A 17,999-nucleotide genomic window follows, 5' to 3' on the forward strand; every position below is an offset into this window, starting at 1 on the left:
CAACTTATCAAAAACAATTCTTTTATTAAAATATTTTAATATTTAATTGCTTTTTTTTCAATGGAAAGCAATAAGAAATTTAACCAGAAGGGTGTACAACTCAGCGAAGAGAGCAAGTTTGTTAAATAATAATCCCGTCCGGAATCACGGTTTTCTTCTTCACGATAATGATGCCATCGCGGACATAATGGTATTTATGATCACCGTCCTCAAGATGTTTTCCTCCCACAATCCGGACATCGTTGCCAATTGCTACGTTGCGATCGATAATACAATTACTGATGTAACAGCGCTGCCCGATTCCCATAGCAGGACTCTCCGAACCGGCATTCTCGATGACAGAACGGTCCTGGAAAATATCATTACCCATGATGATAGAATTTTCAATGGTCGTTCCCTTACCGATTCTCGAACGAATTCCTATCACTGAGCGAACAATTCGGCTGGCCTCGATGATACATCCTTCAGCCATTAATGCATGTTCCAGCGTAGTACCCATCAGCTTTGAAGCCGGAAGCAACCGAGCCCGGGTGTAAATAAAATTTTCGTTGTCGTACAGGTTAAAATCAGGAATCGTTTCGGCTAAGGATAAATTGGCTTCAAAAAATGACTCTATGGTTCCGATATCTGTCCAATACCCGCCAAATTCATAACTGCAAACTTTCTGGCCGCCCTCCACACACTTGGGAATGAGTTCTTTTCCAAAGTCCGTAGCATCGGGATTGTCATCGAAAAGCTTTTTCAGCACCTTTCGGTTAAAAATATAAATCCCCATAGATGCCAGATAATCTTTCCCTTCGCTTTTAAAGGGTTCCGGTACCTGCGATTGCCATTTATCCAATTCATCTTCCGAAGGTTTTTCCACAAAGCTTTCAATGGTCCCTTTAGCATTGGTTTTCATAATACCGAAGCCGGTGGCATCTTTGGCATTTACAGGTATGGTAGCAACCGTTAAATCCGCATCATTTTCTTTATGACGCTCTAACATCTTTGCATAATTCATTTGATAAAGCTGATCACCGGACAGAATCAATACATACTCATGTTCATGGTTCTCCATATGATGTATAGACTGCCGCACGGCATCGGCGGTACCTTGAAACCAACCGGTATTATCCGGAGTTTGCTCGGCTGCAAGGATATCAACAAAGCCACTGCTGAAAACGTCAAAGTTATAAGTGTTCTTGATGTGCCGGTTCAGGGAAGCAGAATTAAATTGGGTCAGCACATATATCCGGCGGATATCCGAATTTAAACAATTAGAGATCGGAATATCAACCAACCGATATTTACCACCAACTGGTACAGCCGGCTTTGACCGGTGATCGGTTAACGGGAAAAGTCGAGTACCTCTTCCCCCTCCTAAAATAACTGCAATAACTGATGATCTTTTCATGAATGATCTAATTTGGGATTAGTGCTTTGTACATTCCTATATACTCCCGGGCCGAACGTTTCCAGGAGAAATCCAACTTCATTATTTTGCGTAATACTTCCGAATATTTTTCAGAATCATTGTACAATTCTACCGCTCGATGAATGGATTTTACAGCAGATTCGAGGCTAAAATCTTCAAAAGTAATTCCATAGCCGCCCTTTTCTGAAATATCTATAACGGTATCTTTCAATCCACCAACAGAGCGTACAATTGGCACCGTTCCATACCGCATGGCAAACATTTGGTTTAAACCGCAAGGCTCCACACGCGAAGGCATTAATATAAAATCTGATCCGGCGTATATTTGATGAGCCAGTTGCTCATTATATTCCAGGGTGGCATCAAAATATCCCATATGATTGCCCTCCATTCGCGAAAAAATCTGGTGCAGCTGCGGGTCACCTGTTCCCAGCAACACAAAATTTACTTCCTGATCTGAATGCATGACTTGTCTGAAAAGGTCGGGCAACAAATCTGCCCCTTTTTCTCTGACCAGTCTCCCGATAAAAGAAACCGTCGGGACATCGGGATTCAAACCAAATTCTTTACACAAATACTCTTTATTTTTTCGTTTTCCTTTTTTGCGATTTCCATAATTGAAGTTAAACTCAATCAATTCATCACTTGAAGGATCCCAAATTTCAGTATCAATTCCATTTATGATACCCGTGGATTTGTTTCTTTCCTCTTCAAACAATAACTCCAAGCCGTTACTGTTTTCTGCCAGCTCACTCATATAACTTTTGGAAACCGTTGTTATCTTCCAAGCTGTTTTAAGTCCTGCTGCCAAAGAATTCAGCCGTCCATCCCAGTCCAAAAGGCCAATCTTATCTATATTAAAAGCCGGCAAGAGCTTGTAATTATCCAGTTCATACTCTCCGTGATATTCGGCATTATGGACCGTCAAAACCGTTGGAATCTCAGACATCTCCCGATACCGGTTACATTGCGATAACATAAATGGAACTAAGCCGGTGTGGTGATCGTGGCAATGAATGATATCCGGCTGTATTTTCCCTCTTTTAAGCCATTCAAGGGCGGCAATCTGGAAGCTGACAAAACGCTCTAACTCATCCCAATATCCATGTCCTGACCAAGGGTCGATATAAATGCCCGGCCGATCAAATCTTCCCGGAATATCAATCACATAAAAAGGAAAACCCAAATTCTCATCCGACATTCTGAGAACGGAAAATTTCACCTGTTCCGTAGCCATAGAAAAACTTCCCTCATGAACAATCTCATAATCCTTGGAGCCAATCCAATGATTATCATACTTGGGAATAACCACTTCACACTCATGTCCCAACTGATTCAAGTATTTAGGAAGGGAACCAACTACATCTGCAAGGCCGCCGGCTTTAGCGGCCGGGTAACACTCTGCACTCAAGTGAGTAATGCGCATTGTTTTTGAAACCTATGTAATTATTTTCCGTTATTAGTTTATAATATGGGAAATAAGAAATCTTTGGGCATCTTCCAAAATAATCAACGGCATATTTCAAAGTTTTATGAGGTTACTCCTATACCTATTTGAGGTACTCCAATTTCAATTCTAAAATCAAATTATGGCAATAATTGAAGTGAAAAACGTCTTCAAGGCTTTCGGTAAAACCAAGGCTGTAAATGACGTCAGTTTCGAGGTAGAAAAAGGGCGAATTTTTGGGTTACTGGGTCCAAATGGGGCCGGTAAAACTACCACCATTCGGATGATTAATTACATCATCACTCCGGATAGCGGTAACATTAGCATTAACGGGGTTGAAGCAAGCCCAGAGACCCAGAAAATGATTGGCTACATGCCCGAAGAACGCGGCTTGTATAAAAAGATGAAAGTTTTTGACCAGCTCATGTATCTCACCCAGCTAAAAGGAATAAATCCGGGTGAGGCCAGGAAAGCAATCGAATACTGGCTGGAGCGGTTCGGGGCATCGGACTGGAAAAAGAAAAAAGTCGGAGAACTTTCCAAAGGGATGTCCCAGAAAATTCAATTCATTGCCACCATAGCACATGATCCGGATATTTATATTTTTGATGAACCATTCAGCGGACTCGATCCCATCAACAGTGAGACCTTAAAAGAAATCATCATTGAGCTCCGTGATAAAGGCAAAACTATTTTATTCTCTACCCACCGCATGGAACAAGTAGAGCAAATGTGTGATGATATCTGTCTGTTTAATCAGGGAGAGGCCGTACTGACCGGTAAACTGAGGGAGATTAAATCTTCCTTCGGCGAAAATACCATTAACCTGGAATTTGAGGGCGACGGCTCTTTTCTCGACGAACTGGAAGACGTTCGAATTAATAATCGCTCCACAAATTTTGCAGAAATCCGTGTACTGAACGGCCAAAATATGCAGAACATATTGAGACTGGCCATGGACCATGCCGAGATTCATAGGTTCGAACGTATTGAACCTTCATTAACCGAAATTTTTATCTCCACCGTTGGGGAAGACAATATTAAAAAAGCAGAGATCCAATAAAATGAGTTTACATAAAATCTGGTTGGTACTGAAACGGGAATATCTTACCCGGGTAAAAAGTAAATCATTCATCATCATCACCGCACTCACCCCTTTAGCTTTTGTAACCTTTATGGGCATTGTTGTTTATATCAGCATTTCAGAATCAGAAGTCGAAAAACAAATCGGTATACTTGACGAAACGAATGTACTGGTTGAGCGTTTAGTTGAGCTTAATGAAGCCAGGTATTTTGATGTAGGCAATGGACCTGTTGATACGCTCCGTGCCCGGGTTTTGGATGGCGGATTGGACGGCTTTATTGTGCTGACAGATTCGGTTATTACGCATGCAAAAAGCCCGACCCTGGTTCATGATGGCAGCGGTGGCTTGTCTTTCTTATCGGCTGTTCGATCTGATTTAAGAGATGCAGTTCGCGAAGAACGGCTTTCCCGGGAAAACGTATCAGCTGAAATTCGGGATATATTTGAAACCCGAACCGGACTTGAAGCTGTGAAACTGACAGAAGAAGGTGAATCAGAAGATAACACTGTGTTTGCCTCCGCCATTGGATTCATTCTCGGATTGTTGGTCTTTTTCGGAATTTTCTTTTATGGAGCTTTGCTTATGCGCAGCGTAATTGAAGAAAAAACCAACCGGGTGTTGGAAGTTATTGCCTCCTCAGTGAAACCCCTTGAACTTATGTATGGAAAGTTACTTGGGGTATTATCCATGGCACTGACCCAATTTGGGATATGGATCTTGTTCTATGTTGGCCTTTCTATTGCCGCCGCTCCCGTTGCGGGAATGATCATAGAAGCACAAATGAGCAATCTTCCCGAAAGCACAACCGAAGCCGCTGCTTCTTTCGATGCTTCAATACTCGAAAATATGATAATTGAACCCTCTATTTTCATTTATTTCATACTATTTTTCTTTCTGGGATTCATGATATACAGTGCCTTGTTTGCGGCCATCGGAGCTGCCGTTGAAAATGAACAAGATTCCCAGCAATTTATGCCCATTGTAGGGTTGCCGATTTTTGTTGCTTATTTTCTGAATACTAAAGTAATGCAGTCTCCGGATTCCAGCCTTTCAACTTTCATCTCCATTTTCCCCCTCACCTCTCCCATCAACATGATTTCGAGAATTGCTTCTACCTCCGTTCCGGGCTGGCAAATCTTCCTTTCGATCTTGCTGATGGTGGCCACATTCTTTGGCATTATGTGGTTGGCCGCAAAAATCTATCGTGTGGGTATCTTGATGTATGGCAAAAAGGCCACTTTTAAAGATCTTGCCAAATGGATTAAGCAAAGTTAGGTCAGGTAAAAGACTTAAGTGACAAGGGCAAGGTTTTCTTGTCCTTTTTTTATAGTCTCCACACTAATGAACGCATTTTCGACGATATTTTATAGCCAACTGCGCACGTACTATTCTAATGGTTTGGTATTAGCGAACCGTTATCTTAAGTGCTGTTATACCCGTTAATTTTTACCGGCAACTGCAAGAAAAGCTATGAAATTATATATCAAATATATGGTGAGTCTACGGTGTAAAATGCTGGTCAAAGAAGAGCTTGAGAAAATTGGCTTGCGTTATGTGAATGTGGAATTGGGTACCATAGAGATTCTCGAGGACATCACGGCTGAACAACGGGAACAATTAAAAATTAACCTGCTTAAGTCCGGATTAGAACTTATGGACGATAAAAAGCAGATTCTGATCGATAAAATTAAAACCGTGATCATAGAGATGATACACTATTTGGAAGATGAACCTTTAGAAAATTACTCGGATTACATTAGCAAAAAAGTGGGGAAAGACTATAATTATTTATCGGATATCTTCTCAGAAGTAAAGGGAGTAACCATTCAGCAGTTCATCATCATGCATAAGATTGAAAAAGCTAAAGAATTGATCCTCTATGATGAGTTAAATATTACTGAAATAGCACATAAATTACACTACAGCAGCGTGGCACATCTTTCCAATCAATTCAAAAAAATCACCGGGCTCACTCCTTCTTTCTTCAAAAAACTGAAAAAGAAGCGCTTAGGTAACCTGGAAGATATTTAATGATGATTTATATATCATAAAAAATCAGTGATTTATGTAAGTTTATTATTTCGCTGTGTAACACTTACAGAATCAATTTTATGTTAATTGTAGTTGTGATAATTATATCACATCAACCCGTTTTATCGGGTAATTACAAAATCATGAAATCAATAAATACTTTTTTTAAATATTCTACTTTTACAGCCCTTTTTCTGGCTGTTTTTATGGTAGGGTGTGACAATCAAAATACCGGCGACAACGGAGACCCTGATATCGATGCTCCAACGGTTCTGGCTACCAGCCCTGCAAATAACGATGCAGATGTAGCGCGCAATATAGCAGTTACCATCACTTTCAGTGAAGCCATGGATCCTGCAACTATTAATGCTACTACGTTTACCCTAAAACAAGGGACTACAACAATTCCGGGCACCGTAACTTATAGCGGAACCACAGCAACATATACTGCCACAAATATTTTTGCATCTGCTGATGTTTATACTGCAAATATCACAACCGGGGCAAAAAGCGCTCAGAACGTTGCTCTTACTGCAAATACTGAATGGAAGTTTACAACTGCGGGTTCAAATGAACCTATAGCAATTGTAGATCTTGGAACTGCAGGCGACTATGTTATTCTTGCCAAAACAGCAATCAATAACAACCCGACTTCTGCAATAACCGGAGATCTGGGTTTAAGTCCCGCAGCAACTTCTTACATCACAGGTTTTGCATTAACCGCTAATACTGGATATGCAACATCAGATCAGGTAACCGGACAGATTTTTGCAGCCGACATGGCCGATCCTACACCTTCTAATCTGACCACAGCTGTAGAGAACATGATCACAGCCTATAACGATGCCGCAGGCCGTCCAAACCCTGATTTCTTTGAGTTATATGACGGAAACATCGGTGGTAAAACACTTACTTCTGGCCTTTACAAATGGACTAATACTGTACTCATACCCTCAGATATTACCATCTCCGGTAGTGCTGAAGACGTATGGATTTTCCAGATAGCTGAAAACCTGACTTTAAGCTCAGCCGTAAATATTACCCTAAGTGGTGGTGCATTAGCCGAAAACATTTTTTGGCAGGTAGCCGGTGAAGTAACGATTGGAACAACCACTCATTTTGAAGGTGTTATCCTTTCAATGACAGGTATCACTTTAAACAGTGGTGCTACTCTGAATGGCCGTATGCTGGCTCAAACAGCCGTAGTATTGGATGGCAATACCGTAGTTCAACAATAAATAATTCAAAAACTTTCTTTAAAGAAGTAAGTGTAACATTTCATGTAACACTTAAAGCAGTCTCGGTGAGAACCGGGGCTGCTTTTTTTATGCCCATCATCCATTTAGCAGAATTCAATTTAAATGAGCCCTTTCTGAATGCTGTCTCGTATTAACCTGTGAAATTAAAACCTTAGACTTATTTCACTAAAACTATTATGACGTTACGTTTTTCTGCTTTTTTAATATTTGCTTTTTTTCTCACTATCGGGTGTAAAGACAGTTCGACTAATTCCGGTAATGACGACTCTGATTTAGAAAATAACGGGCTGGCCATCAGGGCAGTTAACACCGGTACCGGAGATCTCGAAATTTCTACGGATGGCGATGCAGCCATTGCTTTTTGTTATGAATCAGATGGCTGTGAGGAGATCACCGGTGGAGGGGGTAGTTTCCATTGGATAACGGAAGGGGATGCATCTCTCATTGACTTTTCCAGCGTTGATGGGAAAGCAGTTGGCGTCAATATTGCATTTCACGTAGATGCCGGAAGCGGTTATTTTGAAGTGGTCTCCGGCAACACTTATAAAGACGATGCCGGGTTTCTGGAATTTGAAGAAGGTAAAGTATTGTACACTTCCGATGATTTTACCGAAGGTACCATTGTTCGAGATTCTTACGGTGACACTAACTGATAATAATAAAACTCCCCAATATACTTCAGAATGGGTTTGGGTTTTCGGGCTTTATCAACAAGGATGGATTTATCATAACTTGATGAATTCATCCTTCTGATAAAGGTTTATCCCTTCCTCTTCACATGACGGTATCTCATCTATTCGGGAATCTTGGTGGCTTGCCACGCAACCGCCCGCCACTCTCCTTTTTGCTTGATAAAAGTTCCCGTATTATAATATTCCATTGTATTATTATCGTCCGATTCAGTGCTTACAGCTACTAATTTAAACGCCACTACTGCCGTTCTTCCATATAGTTTTACCTGAACCTCCTCTGCGTGATATCTGGTACCGGGTTCTTCACTTCGATCTGCCGCCTCACTCATTCCACCCATAATATCTGCCTTGGTGGTTCGACTGCCGCTAGAGCTGGTGTAAATCAGATCTTCCGCCCAAAACCGGTTATGTACTTCAGGATCGTTATAAGAAGCCCCTTCCATAAACTCGTCAAGCAAATTTCTCAACAATTGTTCATCATTTCCGGGTTGAGAAAAAACAAGCATTGGAATAATTAAGAAAATAGAAGAAAGGACAATCGTTCTCATAAAATTGGATTGAATTAAGTGTTAGCATGATTATAGGAAATTTGCCGGGAATAAATGAGGGTTAAAAAATCCTTTAATTCTTTAACTCACGAATTTTAGCTAACACCCTTGGATCCAATTCTTCGCTTAACCGGTTTTTAAGCATCGCCTGAGCATCCTCTTCAGATAAATATTTAACAGCTTGCAACGAAAAATAACGGACTCTTGGGTCACGATCTTCAAACAACATCTCTAATGTTTGCATCCAATAATCTTCGTTCTGCTCATGCTCCATCAATAAAGTCAGTGCTTCTTTTCGTACAGAATAAGGAAAACTTCCCAAGGCATACCGATCTGCGATTGTGATGGACTTGCGGGAAGTATCAGCCGGAGCGGCTATTAGCAGAATCTGGATGGCTTTTCTGCCTCCCCCCTCATTTTGTGAAAATCGCTCAGCTACGGTCACCAATTCATCCGCAGAGGCAATTTGACTATAAGTGTTCAATGCTGCATTAAAAACGGTATCTCGCTCGGCTCTGAGTAATGCGTTTTGTACCGCATACAGCACCCGGTCGTTCTCCGGATAGTTTGACAATGCACGAAGGCCCGATAATTTTACCGAAAGATTATCTGAGTTCAGGTTTTCAAGAAACGTCTCCTCAGTACCTGAAGCATTTTTGGTTAAAAGTGAAAGTGTCTCCATCATTGCAGCCCTTACATCAGGGTTTTCTTCTTCTCTTAACACATCACGAAGGGCAAGCTGTAAATCCGGGTTATCAATGTAGTTTTGAAGCCGTTGAGCAGCCTGAATTTGTTCCTGGGGCTCAGAACTTCGAAGCTGCTTGATCCAAAACATAAAAGGTTTTTCTTCCTCCAGGGTCACATCAATATCGGAAACCGGTGTCAGTGTCACGTAATCGATTCCGGGTGATATATTTAGGTCAACTGCGTCCGAAGCACCGGTAAAGGAAATTTCTGAGCGGGTCGTATCAGTGAAGCTATATTCTCTAACCTCTACGGTGACCAAAGATTGTATTGCTTGTCCCCGGGCTTCAAATTTCAGGGTTAATTTGCCAATCATTTCATCATATACATACTCTACATTGTACACATACGCTTCTTCAACCGGCTCCTCTTCTTCCCGGACCTTAAATTCCGGTAAAACTTCCCAATACATTCCGGTTCTTTCGTACCAAAAGTCAGCATAGTCGCTCCATCCGGTCACTCCTTCAAATCGCTGAACTAATTGCGGTAATGATCCCCGTATTACATCCTTTAAATGATCATTTTCCAAAAACTCAATTCCTTGCTCCCATAAATTCCAGCGGTGCACTGATTGCAACTCATCGGGATTTGATAACTGCTCCGTTCCCGAGGTTCCCGTCACCATCACTTTTAAAAATTCATATTTATTATCCGGTGCATTCAGGTATCGATGATAATTCCCAAACCATTGCTCAGCCAACCCTCTTCGTAATTGAGTAGAAAGCGATCCCAAATTCTGATACAAATAAATGATCCCGGCACCCGATTGTATTTCCTCCCAATGGTTGTCGGGCAGCACTACAATGTTCAGCGATTCGTAGGGAAATTCAAAAGATAGTTTCCGCTCATATTCTTTCAAACTTATCACTGCTATGGAAAGCAAATCATCCCTTACCTCAGGTAAAAGCACATTTTCTGACACATAAAAAGAAACTTCACGCACTCCTGACCGGGCATTTACTCTTGTAAAGTCTCCTGCCGCCAAACTGATCCCTGATACCGGGATTGGATTCTTTACCGTCCACTCCACAACTTTTTCCTCCGTTGAAACAATCTCGTCACTTTGCTTTATCCCATTGAAAACCAGTTCATGCTCAGCCGGGAGGGTAATGGATGCATCCAGTGTAGCTTCTACTTCGGGATGGTCAGGAACAGGAAGCCAGTGATGACGGGCTTTGGGGTTTAAAGAAGTCCATAGGTTTCCGTATGCATCTTTAAGAATTCCATACGGGGATGAACTTCTCCAGGTAATGGTCAATTCAGCGTTTTCTCCGGGAGCCAAATCATTTGCTAATTGAATAATGAGCGAATCCGATGAAACCCGGAATTCAACTCCATTTCCATCAATTGAAATTTCCTGTATCTCCAAATCTGATGTATTAAACACTATTTCGTTAAGTCCCGGGCGGCGAGAGGTAATCAAATACTTCCCCACACCTTCTATAAGCGGCACATCCTTATCGATGTTGAGATCCAGTACTATATGATTGAGAACAAAAGGCAGATCCGGATATGACTCATATTGCCATTCGTCAACGTTATGTTGTGCAATTGCTACACCGGAACTGATTAATAAAACAAGTAGTGTTAGGAATCCTTTCTTCATTTATTTGGTATGTGCGTCAAATATTTCTTTTACTTTCGGAAACAGTTTTTTAGTGGTTGAATATCCATTTCCGGAATGGATGGTTTTACGGCCTTTCATATCGCTAAATACTCCGCCCGCTTCCTGAATCACAGGTAATAACGCGGCCGCATCCCAAATATTCAGTTCGGGATCATACATCAGGTCGGCACGACCGGAGGCCACCATCATATGTCCGTAAGCATCGCCCCAGGTCCGATGAATTTTTGTCCGGCTCAACAATTCCTGAAATAGTTCCTGTTGCCCAAGCTGACGGAACCGATCAATTTCAGTAACTAAAAAAGTGGCTTCTTCCAGCTTATGTATATCCCTAACCTTGCACGGCTTTCCGTTTAATGTGGCACCGTAACCAATAGCCGCTGCACACAATTCCTCCAGGGCCGGAGCATATATTATTCCTATTTGCGGCTCATTGTCAATTAATATACCAATCAAAGTGGTGTAAAATGGGATGCCATGGATAAAAGATTTTGTTCCATCGATTGGATCAAGTACCCACTGAGTATTACTGCCTTCATTGGTTTTTCCATATTCTTCGCCAATAATCCCGTGTTCAGGATATCTTTTGAGTATTTCCTTGCGAATGATCTGTTCGGTTTCGCGATCAGCTATTGTAACAGGAGAGTCGTCTGCTTTTGATATTACTTCAACATCATCCTGTTTAAAATATTTAAGGGTATGGTCTCCGCCAATTTTAGCAATTTCAATTGCTGCATCTAATAATTCTTTTATCATTACCTTTGTATGTTCATCAAATATTTAAACTAATCACGTACCTTCTGCCAAAACTATGAGTATGAAAAATATCCTGCCAAAAATTTTAATACCTGCTTTGTGTGTCATGCCCATGCTTTCGCATGCTCAAAACGACACAGTCCGGCTTAGCAACGAAAGCAAGTTAAGCATTAAAGGAAAATCAAATGTAAATGAATTTCGATGTCAGGCAGAACACGATCTTCAGCAGGATTCTTTAAATTATTCCTATCAGGTAGAAGCAGATACAGTAACCGTTAACGGGGTTTTACTGGCTCTTGAAATCGATCAGTTTGACTGTGGGAAAAGAGCCATTAACCGAGATTTCCGAAGTACGCTCAAATATAAGGAATATCCGTTTATCGAAATCATACTTAATGAGCTGGTATTAGATGAGGCCACCGGTATTGTTCCTCAGGAAGCCAAAGTCACCATCAGAATTGCCGGGGTTGAAAGAAAATACACTGTACCCTTAAATACGTTTTCAAGCAGTGAAGAAGATTTTACCGTAGGCGGTAACAAAGTGCTCTACATGACCGATTTTGGCCTGACTCCCCCTTCCCCTATGCTGGGCCTCATAAAAGTAGAAGATGAACTGGATATTGAATTCGATCTGGTTATTCGGCGGCAGCCCTGATAATAAAACATAGTAAATCTATGTTTTTGCTCAACCCTGCCTAAATAATAAAATTCTGTCTCTCCACGAATTCGAAAAGTTTACACAAATAAAATAGCCGACTGAAAGGTGAGAAACTCATCCATTCCAATCGGCTATAATTTAATACCGGCCAAAAAAAGGGGCGAGCCTTTCACAGCGCACCCCCTTCCTATGAGGTCGGTATATTAGAAGCTAATCACAGCTTCTAACATGATTCCGCTAAATTCGGCTCCGGCATAGTCACCGGTGAAGCCATCATATGATTGTTTCACATATTCTAATTTGGTCATTACGTTTTCAGTCATGAACCAGCCACCGCCAATGTTGATTCTTGAAATATCAATTTCATCACCATTTGGTTCTTCACCAGATACAGTGTTGTAACGTGTACCAAGATAGAAATCTTCACCGGCGCCAAAACGGTAGAGCAATTCTGCACCTAATTGTGTGTATGAACGAGTGTCTTCACCGTTGTCGATAGCACCAGAAGTATTTTCAAATACCCCGTAGAACTCAAGACCCTGGAACTTCACAAATGGGTTGATCATAATAGCTGTCATTTCACCTGCAATTGGGCCACCCGGAGCGCGACTAGAAACGGCAAATGAAGGAGCAAATCGTCCTGATCGGAAGTTGCCTGGCTCAATTACGTTGTAGTAACGGCTACCGGCACGGTCTCCTGAGTACAGGTAAATAGAAGCGTTTTGAGAAACACGGAACATAGAACCGGTTAGTCGTATTCTTAAATCGTCATTTACCTGGCTGTCGTATCCTAATTTAGCTAGGAAAGAAGGCTTGGTATCTACGGCACCTTCAACAGTACTTTGGTTCAATTTACCATTGGTTAAACCAACCATTCCAAAGATGTCACCGGTGTAGTAATAAACTTCAGCACCAACTTCAGTGGTGAAGGAATCCATGATGTAGTTACCTACAAATGGGTTCAAGATGGCTGCACCGTTATCACTGCGACGGAAGTGGTTATCTCCGTAGTTATTTTCCATGTGACCTACTTTAATTCGGATATTGTCGCTGAGACTTGAAAGGAATCCTTCCTCAATAAAGTCAAAACTGTCGATTTGCAGGTATCCGCCTTTCACCCAAGCTTCAGCATGGTGTTGAGAAGAAAGGTAGGTACGTAAGTGCATTCTCATGCCCGGAGCCAATGCTACATCAAAGTCTAAATTTGATGTTGCCAGATTGAAATTAGACTCTAAATCATCCAGGCTGTTAGCATCATTTTCATGACTTAATCCCTGGAATTGCAGGGTATTTGAGCCTCCGATGCGGACATACACTCCGTCGAATTCTACATCAGTAGTAAAAGGGGCTTCAAACACATTCAATCCGGCCTGTGTAGGCGGGGTATAGTATTGTATGTTATTTCGCTCCTGAGCTTGCAAGGTGGTAGCAAAAGCGCCCACAATGAAAGTCATAAGCAGCATAGTGAAATATTTGGTTAGTGATTTCATGACCTTAAGGGTTTAGTATGTTGTTGGTTAGTTAGTTGGTTAAAAAGTGTTGTATTGTTATTGAGCGAATTTGGCGTCGAAAGTCACTTTTACGTCTTCGCCGGCTTTAATGGCTCCGAACATAGCTTTAGGGGGATCGACGTTATAATCCGTCATCTTAATAGGTTGAGTTCCTTTGAAGGAAATGGCGCCATCTGGCAAAACTTCATATTCCACTTCCATCTGGATGGTGTTAGTTACTCCCGAAATGGTAAGTTTACCATTAGCCATAAGAGTATTTGCTTGAATGTCGGTTACTTCGGAAAGCACAAATACGATATTTGGATACTTTTTCTTATTCAAAGCATCATAAGTTTTGCTATCCATGCCTCCTTTACCGCTTTTAATGCCATCTACTACTACATTGAATTCCAATTCTGAAATGGAAATCAACGAATCTTCTTCGATTTCGATGGTTGCTGTTCCTGAGAATTGTTCAGCTTTTGATTCCCAGTCATGAACATTAGATGTACCGTTTATTATAACCTGGCTTTCGTCTGCTACGGTGCTGTAATTTTGAGCATAAAGCACCATTGTACTTAGTGACAAGATTAGTGTGATTAAAATTCTATACATTTTCGACCTCATTTGTTTTCGTTTAATTTGAATTCTTGATTAATGAATTCATTGCTAAGATCCTCTATCTTCATGAAGAAATAATGAAGAAAAAAATAAAATTTTCTATCCTACAAAGTACTTTTTAATAAACACTTATAAAGACTTCTCTTTAATTCATTTGTGAAGAAATAATGAAGATTTACGAACTATTTTTTAACCATAGGTTTTATAAGAAAAGCATACCTATTCGATTCAATCGCTTAAATGAAAACACTGCTGACTTTGTTCCATTAATGAATGATTAATGATCACTTAACAGGCAATCCTTCCATTTCCATAATCTTAAGAGCATTTGTCGTGGGACAGGGACCGGGCTTTATTTTGTATTCGAAACTCATCTTACCCCCTTCTATGGTTTCAGAAAAATGCCAATTGCTGAGTTGAGGAATCTCTTTTTCCAGGGAGGCAAGTTCAAGGTCATGAGTAGATACCATTCCAATTCCATTCTTATCAGCTACGTATTTAAGGAAAGCAGTGCTGCCTCTGAATCGTTCTCGGTTATTGGTTCCTTTAAAAATCTCGTCTACAAAAAAGAACAATGGTAATTCATGTTCTTCCTCCAACTCATTCAGTAATCGGCGCAACCTTCTCACTTCTGCGTAAAAGTGGGAAAGTCCTCCTTCCAGAGAATCCTTTACATTAATACTGGTGAATAACCGGAACAGGTTGGTTTTTAAGGAAGCTGCATATACCGGAGCTCCGGAAAAAGTTAAAGCAAGATTAATGCCTACGGTTCGTAGAAAAGTGCTTTTACCTGCCATATTAGAGCCGGTTATTAAAAAAAGTCCCTTTCCTCTTTCAACCTCAAAATTATTTGTAACCCGCTCTTCATCAGGAATAAGAGGATGCCCCAGATCTTCTGCTTTAAACCAAATTTCTTGATCATTCGTGATCTTTGGAAATTTACATTCGGGATTCAGGTAAGCAAAATTTGCTATGGAATTCAGTGCTTCCAATTCATAAAAATCATCCAGCCATTGTGATAGCTTAGGTTCAAGTTCTGTTTTCAACTCTTCCATTTTCATCGAAAAGTACATATCCCATGGAATTACCATGTTCACAAGCGGCCATAATACCTGGTTGGTTTGAAGTGATGCTGCTCCGGCTAATTTTGCTACTTTCTTCAAATACAGTGAGGGCGATTCATCCGGATTTTTAAGGACTTTGAAAAAGTCTTTCAGCTTCGTCCCCTCCTGAAACTGATACTGTTCTATATATAACAGTATGGAGCCGAAATGACTCATCTGCTTTTCTATTTGATACCCCGCGTCAAATAAACCCGAAATTTTGTGACTGTTAAAATTATAGATTCCTAAATACGCAAGAAAAGTAATTAACACATAAGGCCCGGTGATACCTGCTATAGCAGTTATAAGTAATATGATGTTAGCCAAAGAAAGAGCAGAAAGAGTAATAAGCGTACCCTTAAACTTTACCTTGCGAGAAATTCGCATCCATTTCAGAAGCTGATCCATACTCCAATCTTTATCTGTAATCTGTTTTTTACTCATAAAAGCCTGTACCTGCAAGCGATCTCTAAACCCACCGAGGGGGATCAATTCCTGAACCAACTGCTGACGTTCTTCAATTTCATTTTTTTCAGGATATTCATTTAATAACCAGCCAGCCAAGCGTTTTGAACTTCCTTCATATATTGAAGTATCGAGTAAGTGATGAAGTGAATAATGGCCGTAAATATGAAGGTCTTCTGCAAAAGGATGATTTTTAAAATCTTCTTTGAAATTATAGGCCGGCAAATTTTCCCAGTCCAACTCCATTCGGGCTATATGTTGCTGCTTCTGTTGCTTTAAAAAAGAAAGGCGATCGCGATGATCCGTTACTTTCTTGTGCCGGGAAATCAGGTATATAAACCCCGTTAACAAGGCGAGTAAGGATGTAAAGAAAATTCCGTCGTTTCCGGTTCGGGAAATCAGATATAACACGGCAACTGCTACCATAAAATATCCCAACCGTATATAGGAAAACTGCGTACTTGCTTTACCCAGTCGAATAATCATCTCTCCTAAGCGGCTGACCTGATTATTTAACTGTTCTTTTAAACTTTGTTTTTTAGTATTGTTCATCACTTCGTTTATAGCTCATATTTTATGCCTTAAAGGATACTGAAATCAATAACCAGTTCACAGTAAACTGTTTACAGAATTATGTGTTTAAGTGATTTTTATAAAGACTGCTTCTGTCACTTTCACTCTACCTCAACATTCCCTAATATCCCATCGAACAAAAACAGGAGTTCATGGATTATTTTGCACACGAAACCGCCGTTATTGACCACGGAGCAAACATTGGGAAGGGAACCAAAATCTGGCATTTCACCCATGTGATGCCTGAATCAGAAATTGGAGAAAATTGTAACCTTGGCCAAAATGTAGTGATTTCTCCAAAAGTAAAACTGGGGCGTAATGTGAAAGTGCAGAACAACGTATCTGTTTACACAGGCGTTATTTGTGAAGATGATGTTTTTTTAGGTCCATCCATGGTGTTCACAAATATAGTTAATCCAAGAAGTGCTGTTGTTCGTCGGGATGAATATGTACAAACACTTGTTCGGAAAGGTGCAACAATCGGGGCCAACGCCACTATCATCTGCGGAAATGAATTAGGCAAATACTGCCTGATTGGAGCCGGATCTGTAGTCACAAAACCCGTTCCCTCCTATGCACTTATGGTTGGTAATCCTGCCAGGCAAATTGGCTGGGTAAGTGAATACGGGCATAGATTAGACTTTGATCAAAATGGAAAAGCTATTTGTCCGGAATCAAAGGAAGAATACAAACTCAACAACCAGAAAGTATCTAAACTTTCTTAAGCTCTGCCACGGTTGCTCCCCACCCACTTCTGTCACTGGCCAGACTGTAAGACTCTACATAAGGATTTTTCTCAAGCAAACTGTGAACCGTTCGGCGAAGCACTCCCTTTCCCTTTCCATGAATAATCCGAATGGATGTGATGTCTTTTTCAAGACAAGCTTCTATATAATCCGGAATCAAATCGCCTAATTCCTTAGGATTAAAAAGGTGAAGGTCTAAAACCCCATCAATTGGTATTTCCATCGGTTCCATCTCAGACATAGCGAATTTCCATAACTACTCACTGTTAACAAATCACTTAATATAATCCACAACCCGGCGTTCTTTCACTGCTTTCTTGATGAACGAGACTGCTTTCTGATGATCAGGATGAGCCGCATAAACTTGCAAATCTTTTTCTGATTCACAACTTACCGTCAGTACCACATCACAGATCGCATCACTATCCCCTTCTAAAATATTTATTCCAACTTCTGCTGATTTCAATTCCTCTATCTTTGACGGAAGATCTTCCAACATCTTTTTCATGATTTCTGCATTTTCAGCCTTGGTCTTACCCTCCGCCACATCCTTTAACTTCCACATTACTATGTGTTTGATCATTTTTCTGAGTTCTGAGTTCTGAGTTCTGAGAAATATCTCCAAAGTCATCGAAAATCCCAATCAATGACACTCAAATTTTCAATATCCCTTAATTCAACGTTCAAAGTTCTACCGCTGTCAATTAATCAAAGGAACCCTTAACTTTAGGGTTCTGTTT

17 protein-coding genes are annotated in these 17,999 nt (G+C 40.7%); 7 read left to right on the forward strand and 10 right to left on the reverse strand.

All coding sequences use genetic code 11. The features are described from left to right. Positions 1–121: 121 nt before the first annotated feature. Together HUJ22_RS05905 and HUJ22_RS05910 are read right to left on the reverse strand one after the other, a co-directional pair. Positions 122–1,396, reverse strand: coding sequence for a glucose-1-phosphate adenylyltransferase (locus tag HUJ22_RS05905; RefSeq protein ID WP_290875191.1), 1,275 nt, complete (start codon positions 1,394–1,396; stop codon positions 122–124). 7 nt (positions 1,397–1,403) lie between these two features. Next, positions 1,404–2,843, reverse strand: a complete 1,440-nt coding sequence (locus HUJ22_RS05910; RefSeq protein WP_290875193.1) for a glycogen/starch synthase — start codon at positions 2,841–2,843, stop codon at positions 1,404–1,406. A 163-nt stretch (positions 2,844–3,006) separates the two neighbouring features. Between HUJ22_RS05910 and HUJ22_RS05915 the strand changes: the two genes are divergently transcribed. From HUJ22_RS05915 to HUJ22_RS05935, 5 genes are all read left to right on the forward strand, one after another. Continuing rightward, the gene (locus HUJ22_RS05915) at positions 3,007–3,927 is read left to right on the forward strand and encodes an ATP-binding cassette domain-containing protein (RefSeq protein ID WP_290875196.1); all 921 of its coding nucleotides are present in this window, start codon (positions 3,007–3,009) and stop codon (positions 3,925–3,927) included. A 1-nt stretch (position 3,928) separates the two neighbouring features. Then, positions 3,929–5,224: an ABC transporter permease gene (locus HUJ22_RS05920; RefSeq protein ID WP_290875198.1), complete on the forward strand. Its 1,296-nt coding sequence runs from the start codon at positions 3,929–3,931 to the stop codon at positions 5,222–5,224. A 195-nt stretch (positions 5,225–5,419) separates the two neighbouring features. Beyond that, a complete protein-coding gene (locus HUJ22_RS05925; protein ID WP_290875200.1) occupies positions 5,420–5,980 on the forward strand; it encodes an AraC family transcriptional regulator in 561 nt (186 codons plus the stop codon). 143 nt (positions 5,981–6,123) lie between these two features. After that, complete coding sequence (locus HUJ22_RS05930) at positions 6,124–7,218, forward strand: ice-binding family protein (RefSeq protein ID WP_290875202.1); 1,095 nt, start codon at positions 6,124–6,126, stop codon at positions 7,216–7,218. A 197-nt stretch (positions 7,219–7,415) separates the two neighbouring features. Further along, positions 7,416–7,892, forward strand: a complete 477-nt coding sequence (locus HUJ22_RS05935; protein ID WP_290875204.1) for a hypothetical protein — start codon at positions 7,416–7,418, stop codon at positions 7,890–7,892. 140 nt (positions 7,893–8,032) lie between these two features. On the opposite strand, the gene HUJ22_RS05940 is transcribed toward HUJ22_RS05935, so the two are convergent. The 3 genes from HUJ22_RS05940 to hisN form a co-directional block, all read right to left on the reverse strand. After that, positions 8,033–8,479, reverse strand: a complete 447-nt coding sequence (locus tag HUJ22_RS05940; protein ID WP_290875207.1) for a nuclear transport factor 2 family protein — start codon at positions 8,477–8,479, stop codon at positions 8,033–8,035. 73 nt (positions 8,480–8,552) lie between these two features. Then, entirely contained in the window at positions 8,553–10,829 is a 2,277-nt protein-coding gene (locus HUJ22_RS05945) for a hypothetical protein (RefSeq protein WP_290875210.1), read from the reverse strand. Next, positions 10,830–11,603, reverse strand: a complete 774-nt coding sequence (gene hisN, locus HUJ22_RS05950; protein ID WP_290875212.1) for a histidinol-phosphatase — start codon at positions 11,601–11,603, stop codon at positions 10,830–10,832. 61 nt (positions 11,604–11,664) lie between these two features. Between hisN and HUJ22_RS05955 the strand changes: the two genes are divergently transcribed. Then, positions 11,665–12,258 (forward strand): YceI family protein, encoded by a 594-nt coding sequence (locus HUJ22_RS05955; RefSeq protein WP_290875214.1) that lies wholly within the window; start codon positions 11,665–11,667, stop codon positions 12,256–12,258. Between the two features lie 206 nt (positions 12,259–12,464). On the opposite strand, the gene HUJ22_RS05960 is transcribed toward HUJ22_RS05955, so the two are convergent. From HUJ22_RS05960 to HUJ22_RS05970, 3 genes are all read right to left on the reverse strand, one after another. Further along, on the reverse strand, positions 12,465–13,751 hold the full coding sequence (locus HUJ22_RS05960; protein WP_290875216.1) for a hypothetical protein: 1,287 nt from the start codon (positions 13,749–13,751) through the stop codon (positions 12,465–12,467). Positions 13,752–13,808: 57 nt separating this feature from the next. Continuing rightward, positions 13,809–14,366: a YceI family protein gene (locus tag HUJ22_RS05965; RefSeq protein WP_290875218.1), complete on the reverse strand. Its 558-nt coding sequence runs from the start codon at positions 14,364–14,366 to the stop codon at positions 13,809–13,811. 290 nt (positions 14,367–14,656) lie between these two features. Then, positions 14,657–16,492, reverse strand: a complete 1,836-nt coding sequence (locus HUJ22_RS05970; RefSeq protein WP_290875220.1) for a hypothetical protein — start codon at positions 16,490–16,492, stop codon at positions 14,657–14,659. 173 nt (positions 16,493–16,665) lie between these two features. Between HUJ22_RS05970 and HUJ22_RS05975 the strand changes: the two genes are divergently transcribed. Then, the gene (locus HUJ22_RS05975) at positions 16,666–17,238 is read left to right on the forward strand and encodes an acyltransferase (protein WP_290875222.1); all 573 of its coding nucleotides are present in this window, start codon (positions 16,666–16,668) and stop codon (positions 17,236–17,238) included. Here the strand turns inward: HUJ22_RS05975 and HUJ22_RS05980 are convergent. Continuing rightward, complete coding sequence (locus tag HUJ22_RS05980; RefSeq protein ID WP_290875224.1) at positions 17,225–17,500, reverse strand: Smr/MutS family protein; 276 nt, start codon at positions 17,498–17,500, stop codon at positions 17,225–17,227. The two genes, HUJ22_RS05975 and HUJ22_RS05980, sit on opposite strands and share 14 nt — an antisense overlap. A 33-nt stretch (positions 17,501–17,533) precedes the next feature. Next, positions 17,534–17,842 carry a Dabb family protein gene (locus HUJ22_RS05985; RefSeq protein ID WP_290875226.1) on the reverse strand — a complete coding sequence of 103 codons (309 nt, stop codon included), beginning with the start codon at positions 17,840–17,842 and terminating at the stop codon, positions 17,534–17,536. Positions 17,843–17,999 lie beyond the last annotated feature (157 nt).

This window comes from Gracilimonas sp. (assembly GCF_014762685.1).
GTDB lineage: Bacteria > Bacteroidota > Rhodothermia > Balneolales > Balneolaceae > Gracilimonas.